Source organism: Sorangium sp. So ce693 (assembly GCF_051521375.1).
GTDB lineage: Bacteria > Myxococcota_A > Polyangia > Polyangiales > Polyangiaceae > Sorangium > Sorangium atrum.
In genome coordinates, this window is the sequence record NZ_CP150347.1 from 5685710 (window position 1) to 5707544 (window position 21835).

General features: G+C 71.2%; 16 protein-coding genes and 2 tRNA genes. 4 read left to right on the forward strand and 14 right to left on the reverse strand.

From position 1 onward, the window contains the following. Window positions 1-493: 493 nt before the first annotated feature. Complete coding sequence (locus WMF14_RS21285) at window positions 494-1429, reverse strand: hypothetical protein (RefSeq protein ID WP_437803349.1); 936 nt, start codon at window positions 1427-1429, stop codon at window positions 494-496. A 123-nt stretch (window positions 1430-1552) separates the two neighbouring features. After that, entirely contained in the window at window positions 1553-1753 is a 201-nt protein-coding gene (locus WMF14_RS21290) for a hypothetical protein (protein WP_437803350.1), read from the reverse strand. 152 nt (window positions 1754-1905) lie between these two features. Here WMF14_RS21290 and WMF14_RS21295 point away from each other — a divergent pair, with 152 nt between their 5' ends. Beyond that, window positions 1906-3420, forward strand: coding sequence for an alkaline phosphatase family protein (locus WMF14_RS21295; protein ID WP_437803351.1), 1515 nt, complete (start codon window positions 1906-1908; stop codon window positions 3418-3420). A 60-nt stretch (window positions 3421-3480) separates the two neighbouring features. Then, window positions 3481-5142: a murein biosynthesis integral membrane protein MurJ gene (gene murJ / locus WMF14_RS21300; RefSeq protein ID WP_437803352.1), complete on the forward strand. Its 1662-nt coding sequence runs from the start codon at window positions 3481-3483 to the stop codon at window positions 5140-5142. Here murJ and WMF14_RS21305 read toward each other — a convergent pair. After that, entirely contained in the window at window positions 5111-5725 is a 615-nt protein-coding gene (locus WMF14_RS21305; protein WP_272099523.1) for a protein-tyrosine phosphatase family protein, read from the reverse strand. The genes murJ and WMF14_RS21305 overlap by 32 nt on opposite strands. Before the next feature lie 158 nt (window positions 5726-5883). Here WMF14_RS21305 and WMF14_RS21310 point away from each other — a divergent pair, with 158 nt between their 5' ends. Beyond that, complete coding sequence (locus tag WMF14_RS21310) at window positions 5884-7581, forward strand: L,D-transpeptidase (protein ID WP_437803353.1); 1698 nt, start codon at window positions 5884-5886, stop codon at window positions 7579-7581. A 59-nt stretch (window positions 7582-7640) separates the two neighbouring features. On the opposite strand, the gene WMF14_RS21315 is transcribed toward WMF14_RS21310, so the two are convergent. The 10 genes from WMF14_RS21315 to WMF14_RS21360 all read right to left on the reverse strand — a co-directional run bounded on the left by WMF14_RS21315 (window position 7641) and on the right by WMF14_RS21360 (window position 17793). Next, window positions 7641-7717: transfer RNA gene (locus tag WMF14_RS21315), tRNA-Met, on the reverse strand. Between the two features lie 158 nt (window positions 7718-7875). Next, a complete protein-coding gene (locus WMF14_RS21320) occupies window positions 7876-9264 on the reverse strand; it encodes an energy transducer TonB family protein (RefSeq protein ID WP_437803354.1) in 1389 nt (462 codons plus the stop codon). Between the two features lie 64 nt (window positions 9265-9328). Further along, window positions 9329-10123 (reverse strand): TatD family hydrolase, encoded by a 795-nt coding sequence (locus WMF14_RS21325; protein WP_437803355.1) that lies wholly within the window; start codon window positions 10121-10123, stop codon window positions 9329-9331. Between the two features lie 8 nt (window positions 10124-10131). Further along, a complete protein-coding gene (locus WMF14_RS21330; RefSeq protein WP_437803356.1) occupies window positions 10132-12534 on the reverse strand; it encodes a PrkA family serine protein kinase in 2403 nt (800 codons plus the stop codon). Between the two features lie 24 nt (window positions 12535-12558). Further along, entirely contained in the window at window positions 12559-13080 is a 522-nt protein-coding gene (locus WMF14_RS21335) for a hypothetical protein (RefSeq protein ID WP_437803357.1), read from the reverse strand. 159 nt (window positions 13081-13239) lie between these two features. Further along, window positions 13240-14511, reverse strand: coding sequence for a serine/threonine-protein kinase (locus WMF14_RS21340; protein WP_272099534.1), 1272 nt, complete (start codon window positions 14509-14511; stop codon window positions 13240-13242). A gap of 15 nt (window positions 14512-14526) precedes the next feature. Further along, complete coding sequence (locus WMF14_RS21345; protein ID WP_272099536.1) at window positions 14527-15282, reverse strand: zinc ribbon domain-containing protein; 756 nt, start codon at window positions 15280-15282, stop codon at window positions 14527-14529. Window positions 15283-15317: 35 nt separating this feature from the next. Next, window positions 15318-15391, reverse strand: a tRNA-Ile gene (locus WMF14_RS21350). Between the two features lie 352 nt (window positions 15392-15743). Beyond that, entirely contained in the window at window positions 15744-16733 is a 990-nt protein-coding gene (locus WMF14_RS21355) for a formylglycine-generating enzyme family protein (RefSeq protein ID WP_272099538.1), read from the reverse strand. A 1-nt stretch (window position 16734) separates the two neighbouring features. Continuing rightward, a complete protein-coding gene (locus tag WMF14_RS21360) occupies window positions 16735-17793 on the reverse strand; it encodes a formylglycine-generating enzyme family protein (RefSeq protein WP_272099540.1) in 1059 nt (352 codons plus the stop codon). A gap of 229 nt (window positions 17794-18022) precedes the next feature. On the opposite strand from WMF14_RS21360, the gene uvrA reads away from it, so the two are divergent. Further along, a complete protein-coding gene (gene uvrA, locus WMF14_RS21365; RefSeq protein ID WP_437803358.1) occupies window positions 18023-20992 on the forward strand; it encodes an excinuclease ABC subunit UvrA in 2970 nt (989 codons plus the stop codon). 126 nt (window positions 20993-21118) lie between these two features. Here uvrA and WMF14_RS21370 read toward each other — a convergent pair whose 3' ends face one another. Further along, window positions 21119-21481 (reverse strand): TraR/DksA family transcriptional regulator, encoded by a 363-nt coding sequence (locus tag WMF14_RS21370; RefSeq protein WP_012236416.1) that lies wholly within the window; start codon window positions 21479-21481, stop codon window positions 21119-21121. Between the last annotated feature and the right edge of the window lie 354 nt (window positions 21482-21835).

Sequence of the window (21835 nt, forward strand, 5' to 3'; positions counted from 1 at the left end):
CCGTGCGACCTTGGTATCCACAGGCAAGTCGACGCCAGCGTGGCCTTCCTCGGACGCGCCCGGCTCGCGGACGTCCGGCGAAGATAGACTCGTCGGAGCGGCCGGACGCGGGTGATTCATGCCTTCTCTCTCATGCGTGCCCGAGGAGCCTCCGGCTCGAAATGTTGGCCCGCGAGCCCTGCTCGCGCTCGTCCCGTTATCCTATGACCATAAGCTAGAGGTCGCCCAGCGCGCAAGGCGCGAGCAGCACTTCGTCGGCGCTGCGGCGTAGCCGCACGCATCAGGCGCCACGCGGTATGCAGCCCACTGAGCCGCACGGCTCTCCGCCCCTTCTCTCCCTTTTCGGACTTTACCGCTTTGTTTCCTCCCCTTCCTCCTCTCGCTCGCTGCCTTGTTTTCTTTGCCTCTACTGCCTCTACTTCCTAGTTCTTTCTCTTTCGTTTCTGCAGTGTAGCCCTCGGACGCACACTTGCAGGCGGCCTCGGCGCTCCGCTCAGATCTCGCGCACAACGCGTTCGCCAGAGCCGGGCGATCGCGCGGGCGGCGCGGACGCCTCCTCGGCGCGGCAGTGCGCGTTGAAGCGAGAGCACGGGACGTCCTCGAGCGATGGGAGCTCCGCATAGCCCCGGGGACCGGCGATGTCGTTGAAGCAGCGCCCGAGCCAGCCCGGAATGACGAGCGCGTAGGTGCGCGCGAGCCGGCGAGGATCGTCGAGCGTGCGCAGCATCGCAAGGTAGGTCACTTCTCCATAGGTCGCCTTGAAGGCAGCCGCCTGCTCAGGGCGCGCCAACCAGCTCATGACGCCGGCGCGATCCGCTTCTGGGTGGAACTGGACCGCCTCGACGCCGGGCGCGACCTGCAGACCGAGGATCGCCCGCCCCTTGGAGATGCCGTCACGGCTCTCGCGGGCGAGGAGCTGGCCGCCGAGGGAGCTCAGCCGGCGCTCGTCGAGGTTCACCGCCTCCCAGTTGCGGTGCTCGAACGCGAAGAGACGGTCCCCGAACGGCGCCAGGAGCGGGTGGTGCTGGCCGACGGGGGTCGTGTAGATCGGCATGACGCCGAACTTGCGATCGGCGCGCGGCACCACGTCGGCCAGCTTGTAGTGATGGACGACGAGCTCGAACGAGTAGCAGATCGCGAAGAGAGCACGCCGGTGCGCGCCCCCCTGGCTCGCCGACTCGACCACGCCGTCCACGAAGCGCGCAAAATCCTGCGTCCAGGGCTCGCCCTCCCCATCAAAGGGAGAGCCGGGCCCGCCTGACGCGAGGTACAGATCGCAGTCCGTGGGGATGGGTGCGTTGGTGTCTCTGGGAGACACCTCGACGACCTCGCAGGGTAGGCCGGGATTGTGCGCCTGGACGCGTTCGAAGAACCCCGCAGCGAGCCCGCGTAGACAGCGCATCGCCTGGTTCACGTGGCCATTGTTCATGTCCACGATGCACAACCGCAGCGGCCGGCCGTTCGCGACGGTAGCTTGCCGGCCGGGAGTAGGTGGAAGTGGATTCGAGCTCATCGGAAGGTGACTGTTTGCAGACGTAGACCCCCGCCTTTTTTACCCATACCACCCCTCCGCCCTCGCGAAAAGAATGGTTTTCTCCGTTACGCCGGTTACGCCGTCTATGCCGGTTACGTCGGCTACGTCGGCTATGCCGGTTGCGTCGGTTACGCCGACTGTTCCCGCTACTTCGACTTCATCGGTCGATCCCTTTACGTCGACCACATCCGTCACATCCGTTCCGCTCGTTATGCCCATCACACCAGTTATGTATCTTACAACGGTTGCATCTGCTTCAGTTACGTCCGCTACGTCCGCTTCATCGATTACGCAGCGGACGATTCGTCACCTCTGCTGGAGGAGACCAAAACTCCTTCATGGGCCCCGCCTTCGTGCGAATCCTGTGTGTGATGAACAAACGGAATGGTTCGACGCGTGATCCTCTGACCCGCCGCCATGTGCTGACCGGGCTCGGCGCTGCGCTCGGCGCCACGGCCTTCGGATGCAGCACCCCAGAGGGCGCGGTGGTGCTCGACAACGCCCCGCCGAGCACGGGCGGCGCGGGCGAGAGCGACGGAGCGGGTGGCGCGGGTGGCTCAGGAGGAACAGTCAGCTCGGGACAGCCGGAAGATGGCGAGGCCGGCGGCGCTCCGGATCGCTGCGCGGAGACGGGAGGTCTGAGCCCGGCGGAGCTGCTGGCGCCCATCAACACCATCGTCGTCCTCTGTATGGAGAACCGCTCCTTCGACCACTATCTCGGCTCGCTGCTGCTGAAGGAGGGCCGGCAGATCGACGGTCTGACAGGCACAGAATCGAACCGAGCGCTCGATGGGACGCTGATCTCGCCCTTCCGGCTCGACAACTTCACGCCCACCGACCCGCCGCACAGCTGGGACGCAGCCCACACGCAGTGGAATCAAGGGAGGAACGACGGGTTCGTCATCGCGCACGCAGGGCCCGACCAGCGCGACGTCATGGGCTATCACGTGCGGGAGCAGCTGCCGATCCTCTACGCGCTCGCAGACGCGTCGGCGATCTGCCAGCGCTGGTTCTCCTCGGTGCTCGGCCCGACGTGGCCGAACCGGTTCTTCCTGCACGGCGCCACGTCGAGGGGCGTCTCGAGGAACGTGCCGGTCACCGGCTTCACGAGCGTGTTCGAGCTGCTGAGCGACGCAGGGATCTCGAGCAGAAACTACTTCCACGACGTCCCGTGGTGCTCGGGTGCGTACTTCAGATTCAAGGGCGTGTCCGGGATCGAGCGCTTCTTCGAGGACGCGGCCGCGGGGATCCTCCCCTCGTTCTCCGTCATCGATCCCCAGTTCTTCGGCGCCACCGCGAACGACGACCACCCGGACCACGACGTGCAGCTCGGTCAGGTGCTCATCGCCAGCATCTACAACGCGCTGGCGAAGAGCCCGCAGTGGGGCCAGTGCCTCCTCGTGATCACCTACGACGAGCACGGCGGCTTCTTCGACCACGTCGCGCCGCCGACGACGACGGACGACGACCCCCTGTTCACCCAGCTCGGGTTCCGGGTGCCGTCGATCGTCGCGGGCCCGTTCGTCCGGAGGGGCTGCGCGGTGAGCACCGTGCTCGATCACGCGTCGGTGATCCGCACGCTGGAAGCGCGCTTCGATCTCCCCTCGCTGAACGCGCGCTCCGCCGGCGCGAACGATCTGTCGTGCTGCGTCGATCCGGCGCTCCTCCGCGATCCTCAGGAGCCGATCCTGCTGCCCGCGATGGACATCTCCCTGTCGCGGCTGCGCTCGCGCACCGAGTCCGGGATCTCTCAGCCGGAGCTGTGGGAGGCCGCGGAGCGCGGGCTCATCCCGCGGCACCTCGACCGCCGGGCCGAGGGTCCGGCCATCGCCCGGCGGGTGCTGGCGCACGCGGAGCGGCTCGGCACGGCGAGGCTCAGGGACTGAGGCGCCGGCCAGCCGGCGCCGAGGTCGCCCGGGGGCGGGAGGTCTGATAGAAGCGCCGCCGTGCCGCCCGATCTCGATCCGCCCGCCGCCATTCAGGCAGGGACCACGCCGGCGAGCGCAGCCCTGGGCGCGCCCCAGGCGACCAGCGCAGGCCCGCCGGCGGCCGGGCAGCAGACGCAGACGGCGACCAGCGCGGCGCGCTCCTCGGCGATGGTCACCGCAGGGATCATCCTCTCGCGGCTCGTCGGGCTGCTCCGCCAGCGGGTGACGGCGCACTTCTTCGGTACATCCGAGCTCGCCGACGTGATCGCGGCGGCGTTCCGCGCGGGGAACATCACCCAGAACCTGCTTGGCGAGGGGACGCTCTCCGCGACCTTCATCCCCGTCTACGCGCGCCTCCGCGCGGCCGGCGACGCGCGACGCGCGTCGCACTTCGCGCTCTCCGCCCTCGGACTCCTGCTCGTCGCCGCCGCGGTCGCGTCGATCGCCGGCGTGCTCGCGGCGCCGTGGCTGTCCTTCGTGGTCGCCGCAGGCTTCGACGCCGACAAGCTCGCCAGCACGACCCGGATCGTCCGGATCATCTTCCCGATGACCGGCCTGCTCGTGCTGTCGGCGTGGGGGCTCGGCGTGCTGAACGCGCACCGGCGCTTCTTCCTCCCGTACGCCGCGCCCGTCGCGTGGAGCGCCGCCCAGATCGCGGGGCTGCTCGCGTGCGGCGCGTGGCTCGGCATGCGCGGGGAGCCGCTCGCCGAGGCGCTCGCGTGGAGCGCGCTCGCGGGCGCGGCGCTGCAGCTCTCGCTGTTGCTCCCGTCGGCGCGCTCGCTGCTCGGCGGGCTCACGCCGCGCCTCGACGCGCGCGACCCGAGCGTCCGCGAGGCCGGCAGCAAGCTGCCCGCCGCGCTGCTCGGCCGCGGGATCATCCAGGTGTCCGGGCTCGTCGACACGCTCCTCGTGAGCTTCCTCGGCGCCGGCGCGAACGCCGCCTTCAACTACGCGCAGACGGTCTACCTCCTGCCGATGAGCGTCCTCGGCGTCGGCGAGGCCGCGGTCGCGTTGCCCGAGATGGCGCGCGACACGGCCGAGGCCGACGTCGCGCGGCGCAACGAGGCGCTGTCGCGCCGGCTCGGGGCGTCGCTCGCGCGGATCACGGTGCTCACCGTGCCGGCCGCGGCCGTGTTCATGGTGCTCGGGCGGGAGCTCATCACGCTGCTGCTGCAGACCGGGACGTTCGACAAGGCGTCGACGGCGCGGGTCGAGCCGCTCGTATGCGCCTACGGGCTCGCGCTGCTCGGGAACGCCGCCGGGCGCGTGCTGATCACCGCCTCGTTCGCGCTGGGGGACACGAGGACCCCGGCCCGCTACGCGCTCTATCGCGTGGTCGTCAGCACCGCCGTCGCGCTCCTCCTGATGCGGTGGCTCGACGTGCTCGGCGTGGTGCTCGGCGCCGTCATCGCAGGGTGGGTCGAGGCGATCGCCCTCGGGCACCGCCTGCGGCGCGAGATCGGCGGGCTCGGCCTGGATCAGATCCGGATCGGCCGCGTGGCCTTGCTCGCGGCCATATCGGTCGGCTGCGGCGCCGCGGTGAAGGCGGCGCTGCCGGAGGCGGCGGCCGCGGCGCCGTGGGGTGCCGCGCTCATCCTCGCTGCGTGCGGCGGCGCCTTCGCCGTCGCGGCGCCCGCGCTCGGGCTCTTCAGCCTGAAGTCCCTCCTGCGCCGGAGGTGATCACGGGCGGCGCCGCGCGCGCACGGCCCTCCGCGTGCGCCCGGTGCCACGCGACGTAGCGCTCGACGAACGCGCGCTGCACGGGGTTCAGCGCGACGCGCGGGCGCCGTCGCTCGATGAGGGCGAGCGCGTCGCCCACCTCGATGCCGCCGCGGGTGGCGAGGTAGCAGAGCGCGAGCGTGACGCTCCTGCCCACGCCGCTCGCGCAGTGGACGTGGACACGGTGGCCAGCGACGATATGCCGCTCGAGGAACGCCACGCCGCGCGCGGCCTCCTCGAGCGTGGGAGCGCACATGTCCCAGCAGGGGATGCGCAGGTACTCGACCCCCGCCGCGCGCAGCGCGGGCACCGGGTCGTACAGCTCGCGCGACACGTTGATCACGGCGCGGACGCCGAGGCGACGGAGCTCGGCGACGTCGCCTGGGAGAAGGAACCCCCCGATCAGCAGGTTCGGGCTCACCCACGTGCGCCACGGGTGCCGCGGCCGGAGCGACGCGGAGGCGCGGCGCAGCGCCAGGAATGCATAGAAAACGAGGGCGTACGGCGCGAGCAGGAGGAACACCAGCGCAGGGCGAAGGCGCACGCGCACCTCATGGCGTCGACGCTGGCGCCGCGCCAGCGGCCGGGCGGCACGCGCGCTGATGACGCGCGTCCATGACACGCGCACCGAGCGCACCGACGATGCGCCGGCGACGCCACGGAACTTGGCCCAGCGCGCGCCAGCCGGGCATGCATCGACAGATGCCGCTCGCTTCCATGCCGACGGATCTCTCCCGCTCGGCCTCGTCTCCGCGCCGCCGGACGCCGCTGCTCTGCGCGCCACGGCGCACCGAGGGCGGTCCCCGCTCGCGACGCGTCGATGGGCGGCTCGCAAGCGTGCTCGTCGCGCTGACCATGTGCGGATGCAAGCCGGCAGGCGCGGCGGTGGAGCTGTCGAAGGAGGGGGCGAGCGACGACGGTGCGCTCGAGGTCGCCGCGCTGCCGGCGGACGGCCCCAAGCTGGTCGCGCTTCGCGCAGGGACGCCCGTGCTCGCGCGTCCGCAGGCGGGCGCACGCAAGCTCGGCGAGCTCTATCCTGGCGCCGCCGTCGTGAGGTCCTCGGAGCCGTACGGACGCGCGGGGTGCAGCGGCGGTTGGTATGCGGTCCGCCCCCGCGGGTTCGTCTGCGCAGGCGACGGCGCGACGCTGAACACCGACGTGCTCGCGCTCTTGCCGGCTCCACCCGACACGTCGCGGCCCCTCCCCTACCGCTACGGCCGCGCGCGAACCCAGGGCACCCCGGTGTATTTCGGGGTGCCGAGCCGCGAGGAGGTGCAGCACGCCGAGCCGGATCTCGATCGCCACCTCGAGCGTGTGCAGCGCAGCGACGCGCAGCTCGGCGCGTCAGCCAACGACGTCCCGCTGGACGCGCGCGGCGTCTCCTCGGGGCCCCCGGTGCTGCTGCCGCGCGGCGACGGCATCGGCGAGGACGGGCGCAGGACCGAGGCCGGATACTTCTTCTTCCCGATCGCCGACGCGGTCGCGCCGCTCCCGCCCGTCGCCGCGCTCGGCATCGACATCGGCGGAAAGGACGGCGCCCACGTCGATCTGCGCGCCGCGCTGAAGACGGTTGCGCTGCGCAAAGGCAGCGGGGTCGCGATCACCCGCGCGTTCACGGCGGGAGCGGCCGACGGGCGCAGGTTCGGCGTGACGCCCGACGGACGGCTCATCCCGGCCGACCGGCTCCAGGCCGCGCTCGGATCACCGTGGCACGGCCTCGATGTCGAGAAGCTCGGCCTGCCTGTGGCCTTCGTCCATCGCCACGACGTTCACACGTGGTCGCTCGGCCGCGGCAAGGCGAGCGAGAACGACGAGGAGCTCGAGCGCCACACGGGCGTGCCGCTCACGGGCAGGTTCAGGACGGTGGACGGCGTCCGTTTCGAGGAGGCGCGCGACGGCTTCTGGCTGCGCGCGCAGGACCTCGTCGTCGTCGTGCGTCGCACCAAGCTCCCCGACTTCGCCAAAGGCTCGCAGCGCTGGCTCGACGTCAGCCTGGTGAACCAGACGCTGACGGCCTACGAGGGGCCGAAGCCCATCTACGCCACGCTGATCTCGTCCGGACGCGACCAGCTGCGCGACCCTGAATCGAGCGCGTCCACCGCGCGCGGCACCTTCCGCGTGCGGAGCAAGCACGTCACGCGCAACATCGATCCGCGCGAGGTCGCCGACAGCTTCGACGTCACCGACGCCCCGTGGGTGATGGACCTCGCGCCGGGCCAGGCGATCACCGGCATGTACTTGGGCGCAGGGGTCGGCGAAGCGCAGGGCTTCCACGACATCGCGCTGACGCCCATCGATGCGCGGCGCATCTTCCTGTGGGCCGAGCCGGAGCTCCCCGAAGGCTGGCACGCTGTGTACAGCAACGACGAGGAAGGAACCCTCGTCCACGTGCGGCCTTGATGTTCACTCAGCCACCGCTGGCCCTCCGAGGGAGGCCAGCGGCCGACTGTCACCATTGCTGGTGCCGAAGGAGGGAATCGAACCCCCGACCCGGCGCGTATGAAACGCCTGCTCTAGCCAGCTGAGCTACTTCGGCAAAAGTGAGGGCGGACTAGTACCGCCACGTCTCCACTCTGTCAAGCGAGGTCGTGCGCGTCGCGACACGCGGTCATCGCGGTCATCTCCGTCTTCACGGTCATCTCCGTCTTCACGGTCATCACGGTCACCGCAGTCATCCCAGAAGATTGCTCGGGATCACCGTTCGCGCTCTCGGTGCTTCGGCAGGACCGCCGGGTTTTTCGCGTCGAACGGCATCGACCACCGGAAGCTCTCGCCGAGCTCGGGCGGCACCGGAGGGTACGGTGAACCGCGCAGCACCGCGCGCCGGCAGTTCTCATCGAACTCGGGGATGCCGCTCGGCCGCGTCACCGACGCGCTTCCCACGGTCCCATCCGCGCGGATCACGAAGGTCACGATCACGGTCCCCTGAAGCCCCTCGCCCGCGGCCCACTTGGGAAACGCGTCGGCCCACAGCGGGTGCAGCTTGGCCATGACCTGCCTCATGTAGTGGCTGCGCCTGCGATCGAGCGGATCGTTGTCGAGCAGCCGGCCGCGCCCAGAGCCGAGCGCGCTGGAACGCGCACCGCGGCCCGCCACGCCACCCGCGCCGGTCGCGCCCGGTCCTTCCTGTCCGCCTGGCCCGAACCCACGCGCCCCTCCGGCCGAGCTGGCGTGGACGAGCGACTGGATCGCCGTCGCCACCTCCTGCTCGCTGTCCACCGTGTCGTTCGGGTGCCCCACGGCGTCGGCGGGGACGGATGGCGTGCCCACCGCGACCATCGGCCGGGCCAGCGGAACCGCCGCGCTCTCGCGGTGATCCTCGCCGGGCCGCGCGTCGCGAACGCCCAGCCCCGCGGAGGCGCGCGCGCCTCCCTCGACGGCGCCGCCGGCGGCGCGCGGGCTCGCCCCCAGGGGAAGCGTCGCGTCGCGCGCAGCGGGCACGTCGCTCGCGCCTTCGATGCCGGCAGGCTGGGCCGCAGCGCCGAGCACGCCGCCTCGACGCTGGGGCGCGCCGCCATCGCGCGCCCCGAGCGACGGATCGCGCTCGGCCGACGTGCGTCGCTCGGGCCGACGGCCCACCCGCCCCCCCGCGAGGAACGTGAGCTCCATGGGCTCCCGGCTGGCTCGCCAGTCCTCGCGCGACGCGCGCTGGGGCGACGAGCGGATACGCTGGATCTGGCTCCTGTCGAGGCGCGAGCGGATCTCTGGAGACAGGAAGATCGCGTCGTCCCTGTCGGCGAGGTTCAACGCAGGCAGCTCCGCCGCGTCGGTGCCGCCGCGTCCGCTCGTCCCCGTGTCCGGCCGCGGTGCGGCTTCCCCTCCGCCGCGCGAAAGGAGGACGGCCGGCTCGGGCGCGGTCGCCGCCGCGCGGTCGAGCGTGCCGTCCGAGACGACGGGCAGCTCGATCTCGATCGGCGCGCTCACAGCGGCTGGCGACCCGACCGTCCGCGCGCGCGCGACCTCCCGTGCCGAGAACGAGCCTGCGACGGCCAGCGCGCCTGCGCCCACCAGCCCTGCGTGGGCTGCGACGGAGAGCGCCCACGCGGAGGCGATCCGGCGGCCGTCGCGAGACCTCTGCGCCATCGTGCTGTCACTATGCCTCGAGGCGCGCCTGGGGCGAGCCCGCAGGCGGGACCGCGCGCTCGTCTCAGCCGGTGAGCGCGCCGTCCAGCGGGAGCCGCAGCCGCCTGCGGGTGTTCTCCGCCGTGCGCGCGGCCAGCGCCTCGAAGGGCTCGCCCCGGAGCTCCGCGACGAAGCGCGCCGTGTGCAGCACGTGTCCTGGCTCGCACCGTTTTCCCCGGAACGGCACCGGCGCGAGGTAAGGGCTGTCCGTCTCGACCAGGATCCGATCCGCCGGAGCCCATGCGGCGACCTCCTGGATCGCGCGCGCGGTCTTGAAGGTGACGATGCCCGAGAACGAGAGGTCGAAATCGAGCGCGAGCGCCCGCTCGGCGAACGCGCGATCCTCGGAGAAGCAGTGAATGATGCCGCCCACGTCGCTCGCCTGGGCGCGCTCCAGGATCGCGAGCGTGTCTTCCGGCGCCTCGCGCGTGTGGATGACGATGGGCTTCTCCACCCTCCGAGCGAGGGCGACGAGGTCGGCGAAGACGCGCTGCTGTGTGTCCTTCGACGAGTGCATGTAGTGGTAGTCGAGGCCGATCTCGCCGACGGCCACGACCTCGGGCCGGCGCGCGAGGACCTCGAGCTCCGCGAGCATCCGGTCGTCCACGGCGGAGGCGTCGTGCGGATGGACGCCGACCGCGGCGTGCACGTCGGCGCGCCGCGCGGCGAGATCCGCGGCGAAGCGCGCCGCGGAGAGATCCGCGTCGACGCCGACGACCACGAACGCGTCCACGCCGGCGGCCCGCGCGCGGTCCAGGACGGCGTCCGCTCCCTCGCGGAAATGACGCGGGTCGACGTGGCAGTGGGAGTCGATGATCATGCTTCGCTTCAGGTGACGAGCTCCGCGAAGCGCGCGCGGAGCAGCGCGCTCGCGGCGTCGAGCGCGCAGCGGTCGCAGTAGCCCATCCCGCGCAGCCGCTCGAGCGCGCGCGTCGCGTTCCTGCGCTCCTCCTCGCGCAGCTCGCCCCAGCCCTTCTCGGACTTGCCGTCGCTCTGCGCGTCGCGGAGGAGCGCGACGAGGTCGCGAACCAGGAGCGCCACGCCCTTGCGCCGCTCCGTGAAGACCGCCTCCCGCAGCTTGCGGATCTGCTGCGGGAACACGACCGCGTTGACGATCTTCTGGCCAGGGTGATCGATGGCCCACGCCGCGATGGCCGAGATCAGGCCGCGCCGGTGATCGTCGTGCTTCGTGCGGACCCCGAGGAGCGCCTCCACCTCGCGCATCATGCGCTCGTCCGGGTTCTCGAAGTCGCCGGTGTGCGCGTTCCTGATCTTCTCCCCCTTCACCCAGACGCCGACGTGGGAGACGTACCGATCGAACAGCTCGGCGTAGCGCGTCTCGTCGACGAGGCCGCTGGCCGTCCGCATCTCCTCCTCGGTCGTGTCGAGCAGGCGCGTGCGCACGACCTCGCGGAAGAGCCGGTGATCGTGGTAGCCGCCCGCGAGCTGCTTCTCCTTGAGCCAGTCGTACTCCGCCTGCCGCTTGCAGAGCGCGTCGAGCTCCGAGAGCACGGCGAACGGGGAGAGGCACGCGTGGTCCTCGCTCTGCGCCGCGTCGAGCAGGAGCGTCCGAACCTCCCGCGGCGAGACGCCGAGGCGCCCCTCGAAGTCCACGGACGCGTCGCTCTCGTGGTAGATCGCCTCGATGCCCGCGCGCAGGACCTTCTGCGCCTCGGCGTCGAACCGCTCCGGCGCCGTGCCCGTCGCGAACAGCTCCATCTTCTCGACGGCGGTGAGGCTCGAGACGAGCGGCGCGAGCGCGTCGGGGTACCGCTTCGCCTCCGGCTGCCGCATCCGGGTGAGCACGGCGAACTGCGCGGCGACGCGCGTCGCGTGCGGGGCGACGTGGCGGGTCACGAACGGGACGATCTGCGTGTCGTAGATCGCCTGCTCGTCGGGGTAGCTCCGGAGGTAGGGCGCGCGCAGGAGCTCGAAGCGCCCGCGGAAGCTCGGGAACTCCGGGTGCTCCCGGAACGCGTTGAGGTGCACGTCGTTGGCGCTGCCGATCATCACGACGTTCGTCTGCACCGTCTGCTGCGGCAGGCTGACCTCTCCCGTCTCCAGCGTGAGCTGGAGGTACCGGAAGGCGTCGAGCGGTCGCTTGAGGAGATCGCTGAACTCGAGCACGCCCCCGGCGGCCTCGATGAGCTCACCGTGCGCCTCGAAGAGCGTCGTCGCCTGGAGCGAGGTCGGGAGCGAGGCGAGCGAGCGATCTGCCGTGATCTGCCGCTCGCCGGCGTCGACCGAGAGCTCCGGGCCGATCGTGACGGCGCCGACGCGGTAACGGCGGGAGATGAAGTACCGCTCGACCTGGACGTGCCGCAATGTCTCGACGAGCGAGCCGCCGCTCGCCACGAGGAGCGCCTCGAAGACCTGCTGGTTCTTGTGGGACAGCTTGCCGCTCATCAGCCACTCGGGCGGCGGCTCCGTCGCGCCGGCGTCCTCGTAGAGCTTCAGGATGAGCGCCCGACGCTCTCGGACCGGGAGCAGGAACAGCGGGTGATCCCTGAGCTCGATCACGAGCCGGGCGTCGATCTGATCGTCCTCGAGGTGGGCGTAGCTCGTGCCGTCCGCGGCGCTCGCCTTCACGTCGCCGCCGAAGCCGATCGAGCCGCGCATCGTCTTGCGGCTCGGGAACACCCAGTGGAAGCGGTACACGGCCCCCTCATCGAGGGTCGAGTAGTGCTCCAGGGCGCGCAGGATGCAGGCGGCGAGCGTGCTCTTCGCCGAGCCGTTCGGCCCGTGCATCAGGACGAGCCTGTTGGCCCTGCCCTCGCGCACGAAGTTGCAGAGCACCCGGTAGACCTCGGCCTGGAGCTCTTCGTGGCCGATCAGCGCGAAGTCCCGCCCGTGGTAGGAGGCCACGGCCGGCGCGCCCTGCTGCGCGGGCTCGGTCGCGGGGAGCTCCCACGGCAGATCGAAGAGCTGGAACCGGGTCAGCTCCCCCCAGGGCTTCTTGATCGTCCGCGTGCCGAAATGGTCGAACATGTCGCGGACGTAGCGAGCCGCGTCGCGTCCGAAGCGGACCGGATTGGAAGCGAAGAGCTCCAGGTACTGCTGGAACGAGAGGACCCGCTGCTCTTCGTTGAAGCGCCGCGCCATCGAGGAGGCGATGGCATCGAGCTCGGAGAGGGCCTTTCGAGCCCGCTCAGCCGCACTGCCTTGGACCGTCTGGCTGGGGCCGACCTCGCTGGGCTGGCCCCCCCGGCAACCGGAGGTGTCGTTGTTCACGTGAGGCTGAGTTTACCGTTCTGCCTACTGCACGTCGACGGCCGCCTCGAGCTCCTGCTTCTGCATCAAACAATTCGCGGCGCTGCAGATGCTGAAGGAGAGCACGCCCGCCACCTTGGTCTTGCCCTTCTTGGCCGCCACGAACGGGACCTTGAGGAGGCCCTTTCTCTCCTCGAACATGCCGTCTTCGCGCTTGAGCAAGGGCTTCGGGTACGAAACGCCCTCGGCAGCCGCCTCGGTGACCTTGAACTTGATGGGGTATTTGTCGTTGATGTGGTAGTCGCCCTTCGACAGGAGCGACACCTCCACGAGCCCCTCCTGGCCGGCCTTGTACGTCCCCGTCGGCTTCATTTCGAGGATGTAGACCGCATCCTCGACCTTCGATTTTCCGCCCTGGGGTGGGGCCGCAGGTGCAGCCTCGGGGGCGCCGCGAGAGGTCGCCGCTTCGCTCTGGCTACAGCCGAGGACGGGGAGCCCGGAGAGCGCGATCAGGCACATCGCGGCGGAGAGGGGCTTGCGGGTCCGAGTTGAAGGATGAGTGCTCATGGTCAACACAAATAACACAGCGGCGGCGCCAGCGCGAACGCGGGGCCCCGGCGCCCAGGACGATGGCGCACTGAACCGGAGCGCGCGCGCTTTACGCCCCAGCCGCCGCCGCGGCGCGTAAGGCGCAACGTCGCACGAGCGCGCGGCCCGGCGCCGCCGTCAGCGCGAAATCAGCAGCGCGACGAGCGCACAGAGCAGCACCGCCGCGCCAGCCGCTGCAGGGATGACCCAGCGCGGCAAGCGCTGTGGCACGCCCATCACGATGTCCTCGGCAAACGCCTCGGCAGCGTCCGGCGAGCGCGCGATGGCCGCGGCGGCGATCGACCCGCCGCTCGCACCGGCGGGGACCGCGCCGACGCTCGCCGGGGCATGCGGTTGGCGGGCCAGGACCGACGGCGGCGCGGCGCGGATCCGGGCCGCGAGCTCCTTCTGCGGCAGGTACGCCCAGTCGCGGTGCGACCCCGCGAGGCCGTACGCCTGGCCCACGCGATCGGCGAGCAGGCCGACGGAGGGGAGGCGCGCCTCCGGGCTCTTCATGAAGGCCTCCTCCATCACCGGATCGAGCGAGGCCGGCGCCCCGTAAGCCTTGCCCGCCACGCTCGGAGGCAGCGGGTTGCTGCCCATGATGGCCACGAGGATCATCGGACCGGTCGGCGCGTGGAACGGGACCTTCCCCGTGACGCACTCGAACACGATCGCCGCGACCGACCAGACGTCGGCGCGATGGTCGAGCGCGAGCAGCCCCTGCGCCTGCTCGGGGGACATGTAGAAGGGAGATCCGATCGTCGTGCCGACGACGGTCAGCTTCTTCGCGCCCTCGCTGTTGTCGCGCACGCTGCCGAAGTCGAGGATCTTCACCATGTCGCCGTCGTGCGTGCCGACCAGGAAGATGTTGTCCGGCTTGAGATCGCGGTGCACGACCTTGCGCTTGTGGGCCTCCTCGAGGCCGAGCGCGATCTGCGACAGCATCCGCACCAGGCGCTCGGGGGGCAGCACCTTGTCGCGCTTGAGGACCGTCCGCAGCTCCTCGCCCTCGAGGTACTCCATGACGAGCGCGAAGCTGTGGTCCTCGGTCTTCTCGAAGGCGAGCACGTCGACGATCTGCTCGTGGGGCAGCGACGCGCTGACCTCGAACTCGCGGTGAAAGCGCTCGACGCTCACCTCGTCGAGCGCGACCTCGGGGTGGAGGATCTTCAGGGCGACGCTGCGGCCGGTCCGCAGATCGAGCGCCTGATAGACGCGCCCCATGCCGCCGTCGGCGACGATCCGCCAGACCTGGTAGCGCCCACCGCAGAGGGTCGCGCCGACGCGCCTGTCCTCCGGGTGGACCGGCGGCGATACCTCAGCGACCGGGATGAGGCGCTGCCCGTCGACCGGACAGAAGCCGCTGTCGTGCGAGAAGAGCCTGAAGCAGGCGGAACACGTCTTCAAGCCGCGCACCCTGGATCAGGCGCGGGAAGGGTCCGCGGCCGGCGTGCTGCCCGTCGCGGGCTCCGGCGGCATGTAGTAGAGGATCCGGTTGCAGTTCGGGCACCGCTCGAACTCCTCCTGGCGGCGCATCTTCTGGAACATCATCGGCGGCACGGACAGGTGGCAGCCGAGGCATGTGCCGTCGTAGGTGCGGGCGATCGCGACGGGCCTGCGCGTCCGGATCGACTCGTAGCGGCGGTACAGGACGACCGGCAGCTTACCGACCACCTGCTGGCGCGCCTCGGCGCGCTGGCCGCGCTCGGCCTCGAGGGCCGCCAGCGACGCCTGCGTCCCCGGCGCGCTGCCGTCGATCGCCCCCGCCAGGTCGACGCGCTTCGCCTCCGCCACATCGATCGCCGAGCGCGCACCCTCCGAGGCCGAGCTCAGCCGCTCGATCTCTTCCTCGCGATCGCGGTGCAGCTTGCGCAGCTCCTCGATCTCGCGCTGCGCCGCGTTGGACTCGCGCTCGTTCCGGGAGCGCTGCAGCTTCTCCCGCGAGCGCTCGATCTGGCTCGACATCTGGCGGAGCTCGACGGCGAGCTCGGAGCGCGTCTTCTCCATCGCCGCCAGGGTCTCCCGATCGCCCTTCAGCCGCTCCTCTAGCCGCTTCAGATCGGACCGCATCCCTTCCAGGCTGCCGCGCTGCTTGTCGAGCTGCTCATCGATGCGGCGGATCTCGCTGTCGATGGCCGACAGCTCTTCGAGGAATGCGATCTGCTCGCGGATGCTCACGTGCTTCCTTGTCTCCTTCTGTTTCGTGGCTTTCGTGGGCCCACCTGGACTCGAACCAGGAACAGCCCGGTTATGAGCCGGGGGCTCTGACCGATTGAGCTATAGGCCCTGGTACAAGGGCGAACCCCCGATCGGGTCCGCCCACTTTCGCACCGGCGGACAACGTAGTCCAAGCGGCGCGCAGTTGGAAGGGGAGCGGTTCGGCCGGACCGGGTTCTCCGATGGGGCCACGGCGGTCAGGGGTGGCTCGGCCGTGAAGGAAGCCCGTCCGCCGACGGGGCGCAGCGCGACGAGGGCCCTCGCCGGACATCGCGCACGGACATTGCGCCGGCGTGCGCGGTCAGTCCACGCCCGAGGCCACGCCCGAGGCCACGCCCGAGGCCACGCCCGAGGCCACGCCCGAGGCCACGCCCGAGGCCACGCCCGAGGCCGCGCCACAGGCCCGATCGAGCCGCGGCCCCTCACGGCCCCTGCCGCCCGCCCGGATCGACCATCGGGCTGCGGCGCGGGATGCGCGCCGTTTTGGCTGCCGGGGTCACGGCCTTGCCGCCGTCGAGCGCGTCGGAGCAGCACCGGAACCCGACCTGATAGAAGCGGAACCACCGGTTGTGCGTCGACGTGACCGGGCGGCATCGCGAGCGGATCGGCCCCCAGTACCCCCCTTTCAGCGTCGATCGAAACGGCTTCTCGTCCAGCATGCCGAGCTCGTTGTTCACCCACTCGTCCACGTTGCCGGTCATGTCGCGCACGCCGAAGGGGCTGACGCACCGGCTCATCTCCCCGGACGCAACCCGGCGATCGAGCCGCTCGACCTCCGCCGAGATCTTCCATGGATCAGCGAACGTCTCGAGGACCGGCATCGAGATCTTCCTGTCGATGTTGCAGGCGTCGGGATCGCGAGCGATCCCGTAAGGATAGGGCCACATCTGCGGCCCCTCGCACGCGAACTCCCACTCCTCGCCGGAGCAGAGCCGCTTGCCCTCGATCTCGCAGGCGCGCTTCGCCTCCAGCCAGTTGACCATCACCACCGGGCGGACGCCCTCGATGTTCGGGTACTCGAAGACGTCGATGCAGAAGCGCCGGTGCTGGAGGCGCCCCTCGCAGAGGACCTCCGGCTCGAACCGCGCGCAGATGTCCTTCTCCTCGTCGATGTACGCGGCGCAGTGGTGCCCGACGTACGGGCAGTAGATGCCGTCGACGAGCACCATCCCGCCGAGGCACGCCGAGCGGCTCTCCGGGTCGACGCGCACGTACGCAGGCAGCGGCGGCGGCGCCGGAGGCGCCAGCGCGGGCGCCGGCGGGGCCGGCTCCGGCGGGGCGACGCTCGCGACCGGGGCCGCGCTCGCCGCGTCGAGCTGCCCAGGCGGCCTCTGGAAGCGGGGGGCAAAGAGGAGCGCGCTCACCAGGGCGGCGACGACGAGGGCGGCGATGAAGGCGATGCGCTCGCGCATGTCAGTCGTACACGCCGTCCTTCTCGCGGTCGCGCTCGATGAACGGCCGCGGCGGCGGCGTGACGACGCCGTCGACCGTGTCCGCGCAGCAGCGGAAGCCGACCTGGTAGAACTTGAACCTCGGCCCGTGCCCTCCGGTCGTGAGGCGGCAGGTGTTCCGAACAGGACCCCAGTAGCCGCCGTTGAGCGTGGCCGGGCGCGACGTGCCCGGATCGTCGGCGAGGTTGTCGGTCCACTCGTCGACGTTGCCGGAGAGGTCGTACGCCCCGTAGGCGCTGATGCAGTTCGGGTGCGATCCGATGGGATCGGCCTGCCACAGCCGGGCGATCTCGCCCTCGCGGGTCGCCTCGTCCACCATGGCGTCGATGTCGAACTCGATCGCGGCGCGGTCGATGTTGCAAGGGCTGGGCGTGCGCACGAAGCCCCAAGGATACGGCAGGCGCTTCGGGCCTTCGCAAGCGAGCATCCACTCGGAGCGCCGGCACAGCCGCCTGCCGATCGAGGCGCAGAGCGACTTCGCCTCGTACCAGTCGACGTAGACGCGCGGGAGCTCGCCCACCCGGTTCGGCCACTCGTGGCGGTCGATGCAGAAGCGCCGGTGATCCACCGGAGCCCCGCAGCGGGCGCCGCGCCCGTACTCTGGGCAGCCATGGCCGGCTCCGTCGCCGCTGCGGGTGCAGACATACGGGAGGGATGGACAGAAATCGCCCTCCACGAAGGTCATGTCGGCGGGACACGCAGCGCGCGCCACCGGATCCGCCGCGAAGGGATCGACCAGCGGGGCCGCCGCGGCGGCCCGCGGGCTCGCGCTTCGTGAGGCCGGGGCCGCACCGGGAGGCGAGCCCGGCGCGGGCGCTGCTGGCTCCCCCTGACCGACGGCCGTTGCGGGTGCTGGCGTGAGCGACGCGGGCGCCGCGGGCCCGGCAGAACGCGCCGCAGCGGGACCGGGCTCGAAGCGCCCGGACGGAGAGGGCGGCGCGAGCAGCAGCGCGTCGAGCTCAGGCGCGTACCGCGCGAGGAGCGCGACCACGCCGAGCGCAGCGCCGGCGCCGACCGCCATCAGGACACTCCTTGCACGCGCTTCCACCTGCGCGCCCTCTCATAGTCCAGCTCGCAGCGCAGCGACGTGAGAAGAATTGCAAGACAACCGGAAGACCGCGCCCGCGCCGTGCGCGGCGCGTCGCGGCGCGCGACGACGGGGCGGGGCAACAGAGCCGACAGAGCAGCGAGCGGCGAGCAGGAGCGGCGCCACGCCCGCTTCCGTGTGTGATAGCTCTCCGGTTCCCCCTATGGATCGACTGGTCGTTCGAGGCGCCCGGCAGCACAACCTCAAGAACGTCAGCGTGTCGCTTCCGCGCGACCGCCTGGTGGTGATCACCGGCCCGAGCGGCTCGGGCAAGTCGTCCCTGGCGTTCGACACCATCTACGCGGAAGGGCAGCGCCGCTACGTCGAGTCGCTCTCCGCCTACGCGCGGCAGTTCCTCGAGCAGCTGTCCAAGCCGGACGTCGAGTCGATCGAGGGCCTCTCGCCCGCCATCGCGATCGAGCAGCGCGCGCTGGCGAAGAGCCCGCGATCGACCGTCGGTACGGTGACCGAGATCTCGGACTACCTCCGCCTGCTCTTCGCGCGGGTCGGCACGCCGCACTGTCCCGCGTGCGGCAAGCGGATCGAGGCCCAGACCGTCCAGCAGATCGTCGACCGCATCCTCGATTTCGGCGACAAGACGCGGGTCACGATCATGGCGCCCATCGCGCGCGGCCGCCGCGGAGAGCTGAAGCTCGACATCGAGCGGCTGCGCCGGGAGGGCTTCGTGCGAGCGCGCATCGACGGCGAGATCGTCGATCTCGGCGACGAGATCGTCCTCGACCGGACGCGCGCGCACGACCTCGATGTGGTCGTGGACCGGATCGTGGTCAAGGACGGCATCAAGGGCCGGCTCACCGACTCCGTCGAGCTCGCGCTCAAGCTGGGCGAGGGCAGGCTGCTCGTCGACATCTCCAGCGACGGCATGAAGATCGAGCCGCTCTGGATGAGCGAGCGCTTCGCGTGCATCGACTGCGGGATCTCGCTGCCGCCCATCGAGCCGCGGATGTTCTCCTTCAACGGCCCGCACGGCGCGTGCCCCGCCTGCGACGGCATCGGCGCGAGGACCCGCATCGATCCGGACCGCGTGGTCCCCGATCCTCGGCGCACGCTCCGCGAGGGCGCGGTGGTGGCCTGGGGGCGGCGCGGCTCGCTCTCGCTCGCCACGGAGACGGAGCGGGCCGTCAGCGCGCTCGGCTGCGATCCGGACGTCCCTTGGGCGAAGCTGCCGGCGGCGGTGCGGCAGGCGATCCTCGAGGGGAGCGACGCCCCGGCCGCCGGCGGTCGGGGGAAGAAGAGGGCCGCCTACGAGGGGATCATCCCGCGGCTCGAGCGCCTGCTGAGCAGCGGCGAGCCCGCCCTCGCCGATGAGGAGGAGGCCGATCCCGACGAGGACAGCGCCGCGCTCTCGGACGAGATCGGCCGCTTCGTCATCACGCGCGTGTGCGACGCCTGCGACGGCAGGCGCCTGCGCCCGGAGGCGCTCGCCGTGCGCCTCGGGGATCGCAACATCGCGGACGTCGGCACCCTGCCGCTGCGCACGCTGCGCGTCTTCCTCGAGGGCCTCATGCCGCCCAAGGAAGGGGCGCCGCGGGCCCCGGCCGATGGGAAGGCCGCGGGCGAGGCCCACGTCGACGGGGCGCTCGCGCCGCGCGAGCGCGCGATCGCCGAGCCGCTGCTCCGGGCGGTGATCGCCCGCCTCGGGTTCCTCATCGACGTCGGGCTCGACTACCTCACGCTCGACCGCTCCGCGCAGACCCTCTCCGGCGGCGAGGGCCAGCGCATCCGCCTCGCGACGCAGATCGGGGCCGCGCTCGTCGGCGTGCTCTACGTGCTCGACGAGCCCTCGGTGGGCCTGCACGCGCGCGACAACACGCGCCTGCTCGAGGCGCTCAGGCGGCTCGTGGACCTCGGCAACACCGTGGTCGTCGTCGAGCACGACCGCGACGCCATCCTCGCGGCCGACCACATCGTGGACATGGGCCCGGGCGCGGGCGTGCACGGCGGCAACGTGGTGGCGCAGGGCACGCCGGAGGAGCTGAGCGCCGATCCGGCGTCGATCACGGGCCCCTACCTCAGCGGCAAGAAGCAGCTGGCGATCCCCACGAAGCGCCGGCGCCCCGACGGGCGCTTCATCCGCGTGAGCGGCGCGCGGGCCCACAACCTCCTCAACGTCACGGCCGAGATCCCCGTCGGCCTCTTCTGCACGGTCACCGGCGTCTCCGGCTCGGGCAAGTCGAGCCTCATCGTCGACACGCTGCTGCCGGCCGCGAAGAACGAGCTGTACAGGAGCTCCGCCCCGATCGGCGCCTGCGACGGCATCGAGGGCCTCTCGCACATCGACAAGGTCATCTCGATCGATCAGGCCCCGATCGGCCGCACGCCGCGGTCCAACCCTGCGACGTACACGGGGGTCTTCGGGCTCCTCCGCGAGCTCTACGCGGGCCTGCCGGAGGCGAGGACGCGCGGGTACAAGGCGGGCCGCTTCTCGTTCAACGTGAAGGGCGGCCGCTGTGAGGCCTGCCAGGGCGACGGCGTGCTCCGGATCGAGATGCACTTCCTGCCCGACATCTTCGTGACGTGCGAGACGTGCGGCGGCCGCCGGTACAACCGCGAGACGCTCGAGGTGCTCTACCGCGGGATGTCGATCGCCGACGCCCTCGACCTGACGGTCGAGCAGGCGATCGACCAGTTCGAGGCGCTCCCCCGCGTCCGGGAGCGGCTCGCCGCGCTCGCGCGGGTCGGCCTCGGCTACATCACGCTCGGGCAGCCTGCGACGACGCTCTCGGGCGGCGAGGCGCAGCGCGTGAAGCTCGCGCGTGAGCTCGCGCGCAAGGCCACCGGCCGCACGCTCTACGTGCTCGACGAGCCGACGACGGGCCTGCACTTCTCCGACATCGAGGTGCTCACGGCGAGCCTGATGAGCCTGCGCGACGCGGGGAACACGGTCCTCGTGATCGAGCACAACCTCGACGTGATCGCCTGCAGCGACTGGGTGATCGACCTCGGGCCCGAGGGCGGCGAGCGCGGCGGGACGATCGTCGCCGCCGGCACCCCGGAGGACATCGCGCAGGAGGAGGCGTCGTTCACCGGCGCGTACCTGCGTGAAACGCTCACGGCGGCGAAGCGTCGCACCCCGCAGCCGCCGCGCGCCCGCGCGGCCGCCCGCAAATAGCAGAACGGGCGTGGCCCCGTCCGGCCCGCACGACGCGGACCGGGAGCGGGAGCGCACGCCCGACGGCGCGGAGGCACCATCGCGCGTGGAGGCCACCGACGGGCGGCCTCCGCGCGCGGCGCAGCGTCAGCCGTAGTCCTTCTCGACCCTCTCCTGATCCTCTTTGCAGCGGATGCACAGGGTCGTCTCGGGGCGCGCCTCGAGGCGCTTCGCCGAGATCTCCTCCTCGCACTCCTCGCACTTGCCGAACGAGCCGTCCTCGATCTTCACGAGGGCCTTCTGGATCTTGTCGAGGAACGACTTCTCGCGGCCACGGAGCCGGAAGGTGAACGACTGCAGGTACTCGCTCGACGCGAGGTCCATCTCGTCAGGGAGATCGTTCGCGTCGAGCATCATGTCCTCGGTCAGCGTTTGCTTGGCCTTCTTGACGATCTCGTCGCGCTTCGTCTCAAGCAGGGTCTTGAACTTTTTCAGCTGGGCCTTGTTCATAGGTCCTCTCGCGTCGAATGCGCCGTTCGGCGCTGCCGTCCTGAGCTCCCTGGCGCATGCAAGCCGCGGGGCGCTGACCCCGGCTGCCGGGACGGGGCTTACGGCTCCGCGACATGTCCGGAGAGGCCAGACACCCCCCCGAAATTGCGAGGCGCGGGATTCTAAGCGTGGGAGCCGAGCCCGTCAACGACGCCTCCGTCGCAGGCAGAGATCGCCCGTTGTCACTGCAGCCGACGCCTCTCGATTCGCCATCAGTCGTCGTCACGCGCGTCGTCACGCGCGTCGTCACGCGCGTCGTCACGCGCGTCGTCACGCGCCATCTCGCCCGCGACCGACCGGACGCTGCGGCATCGG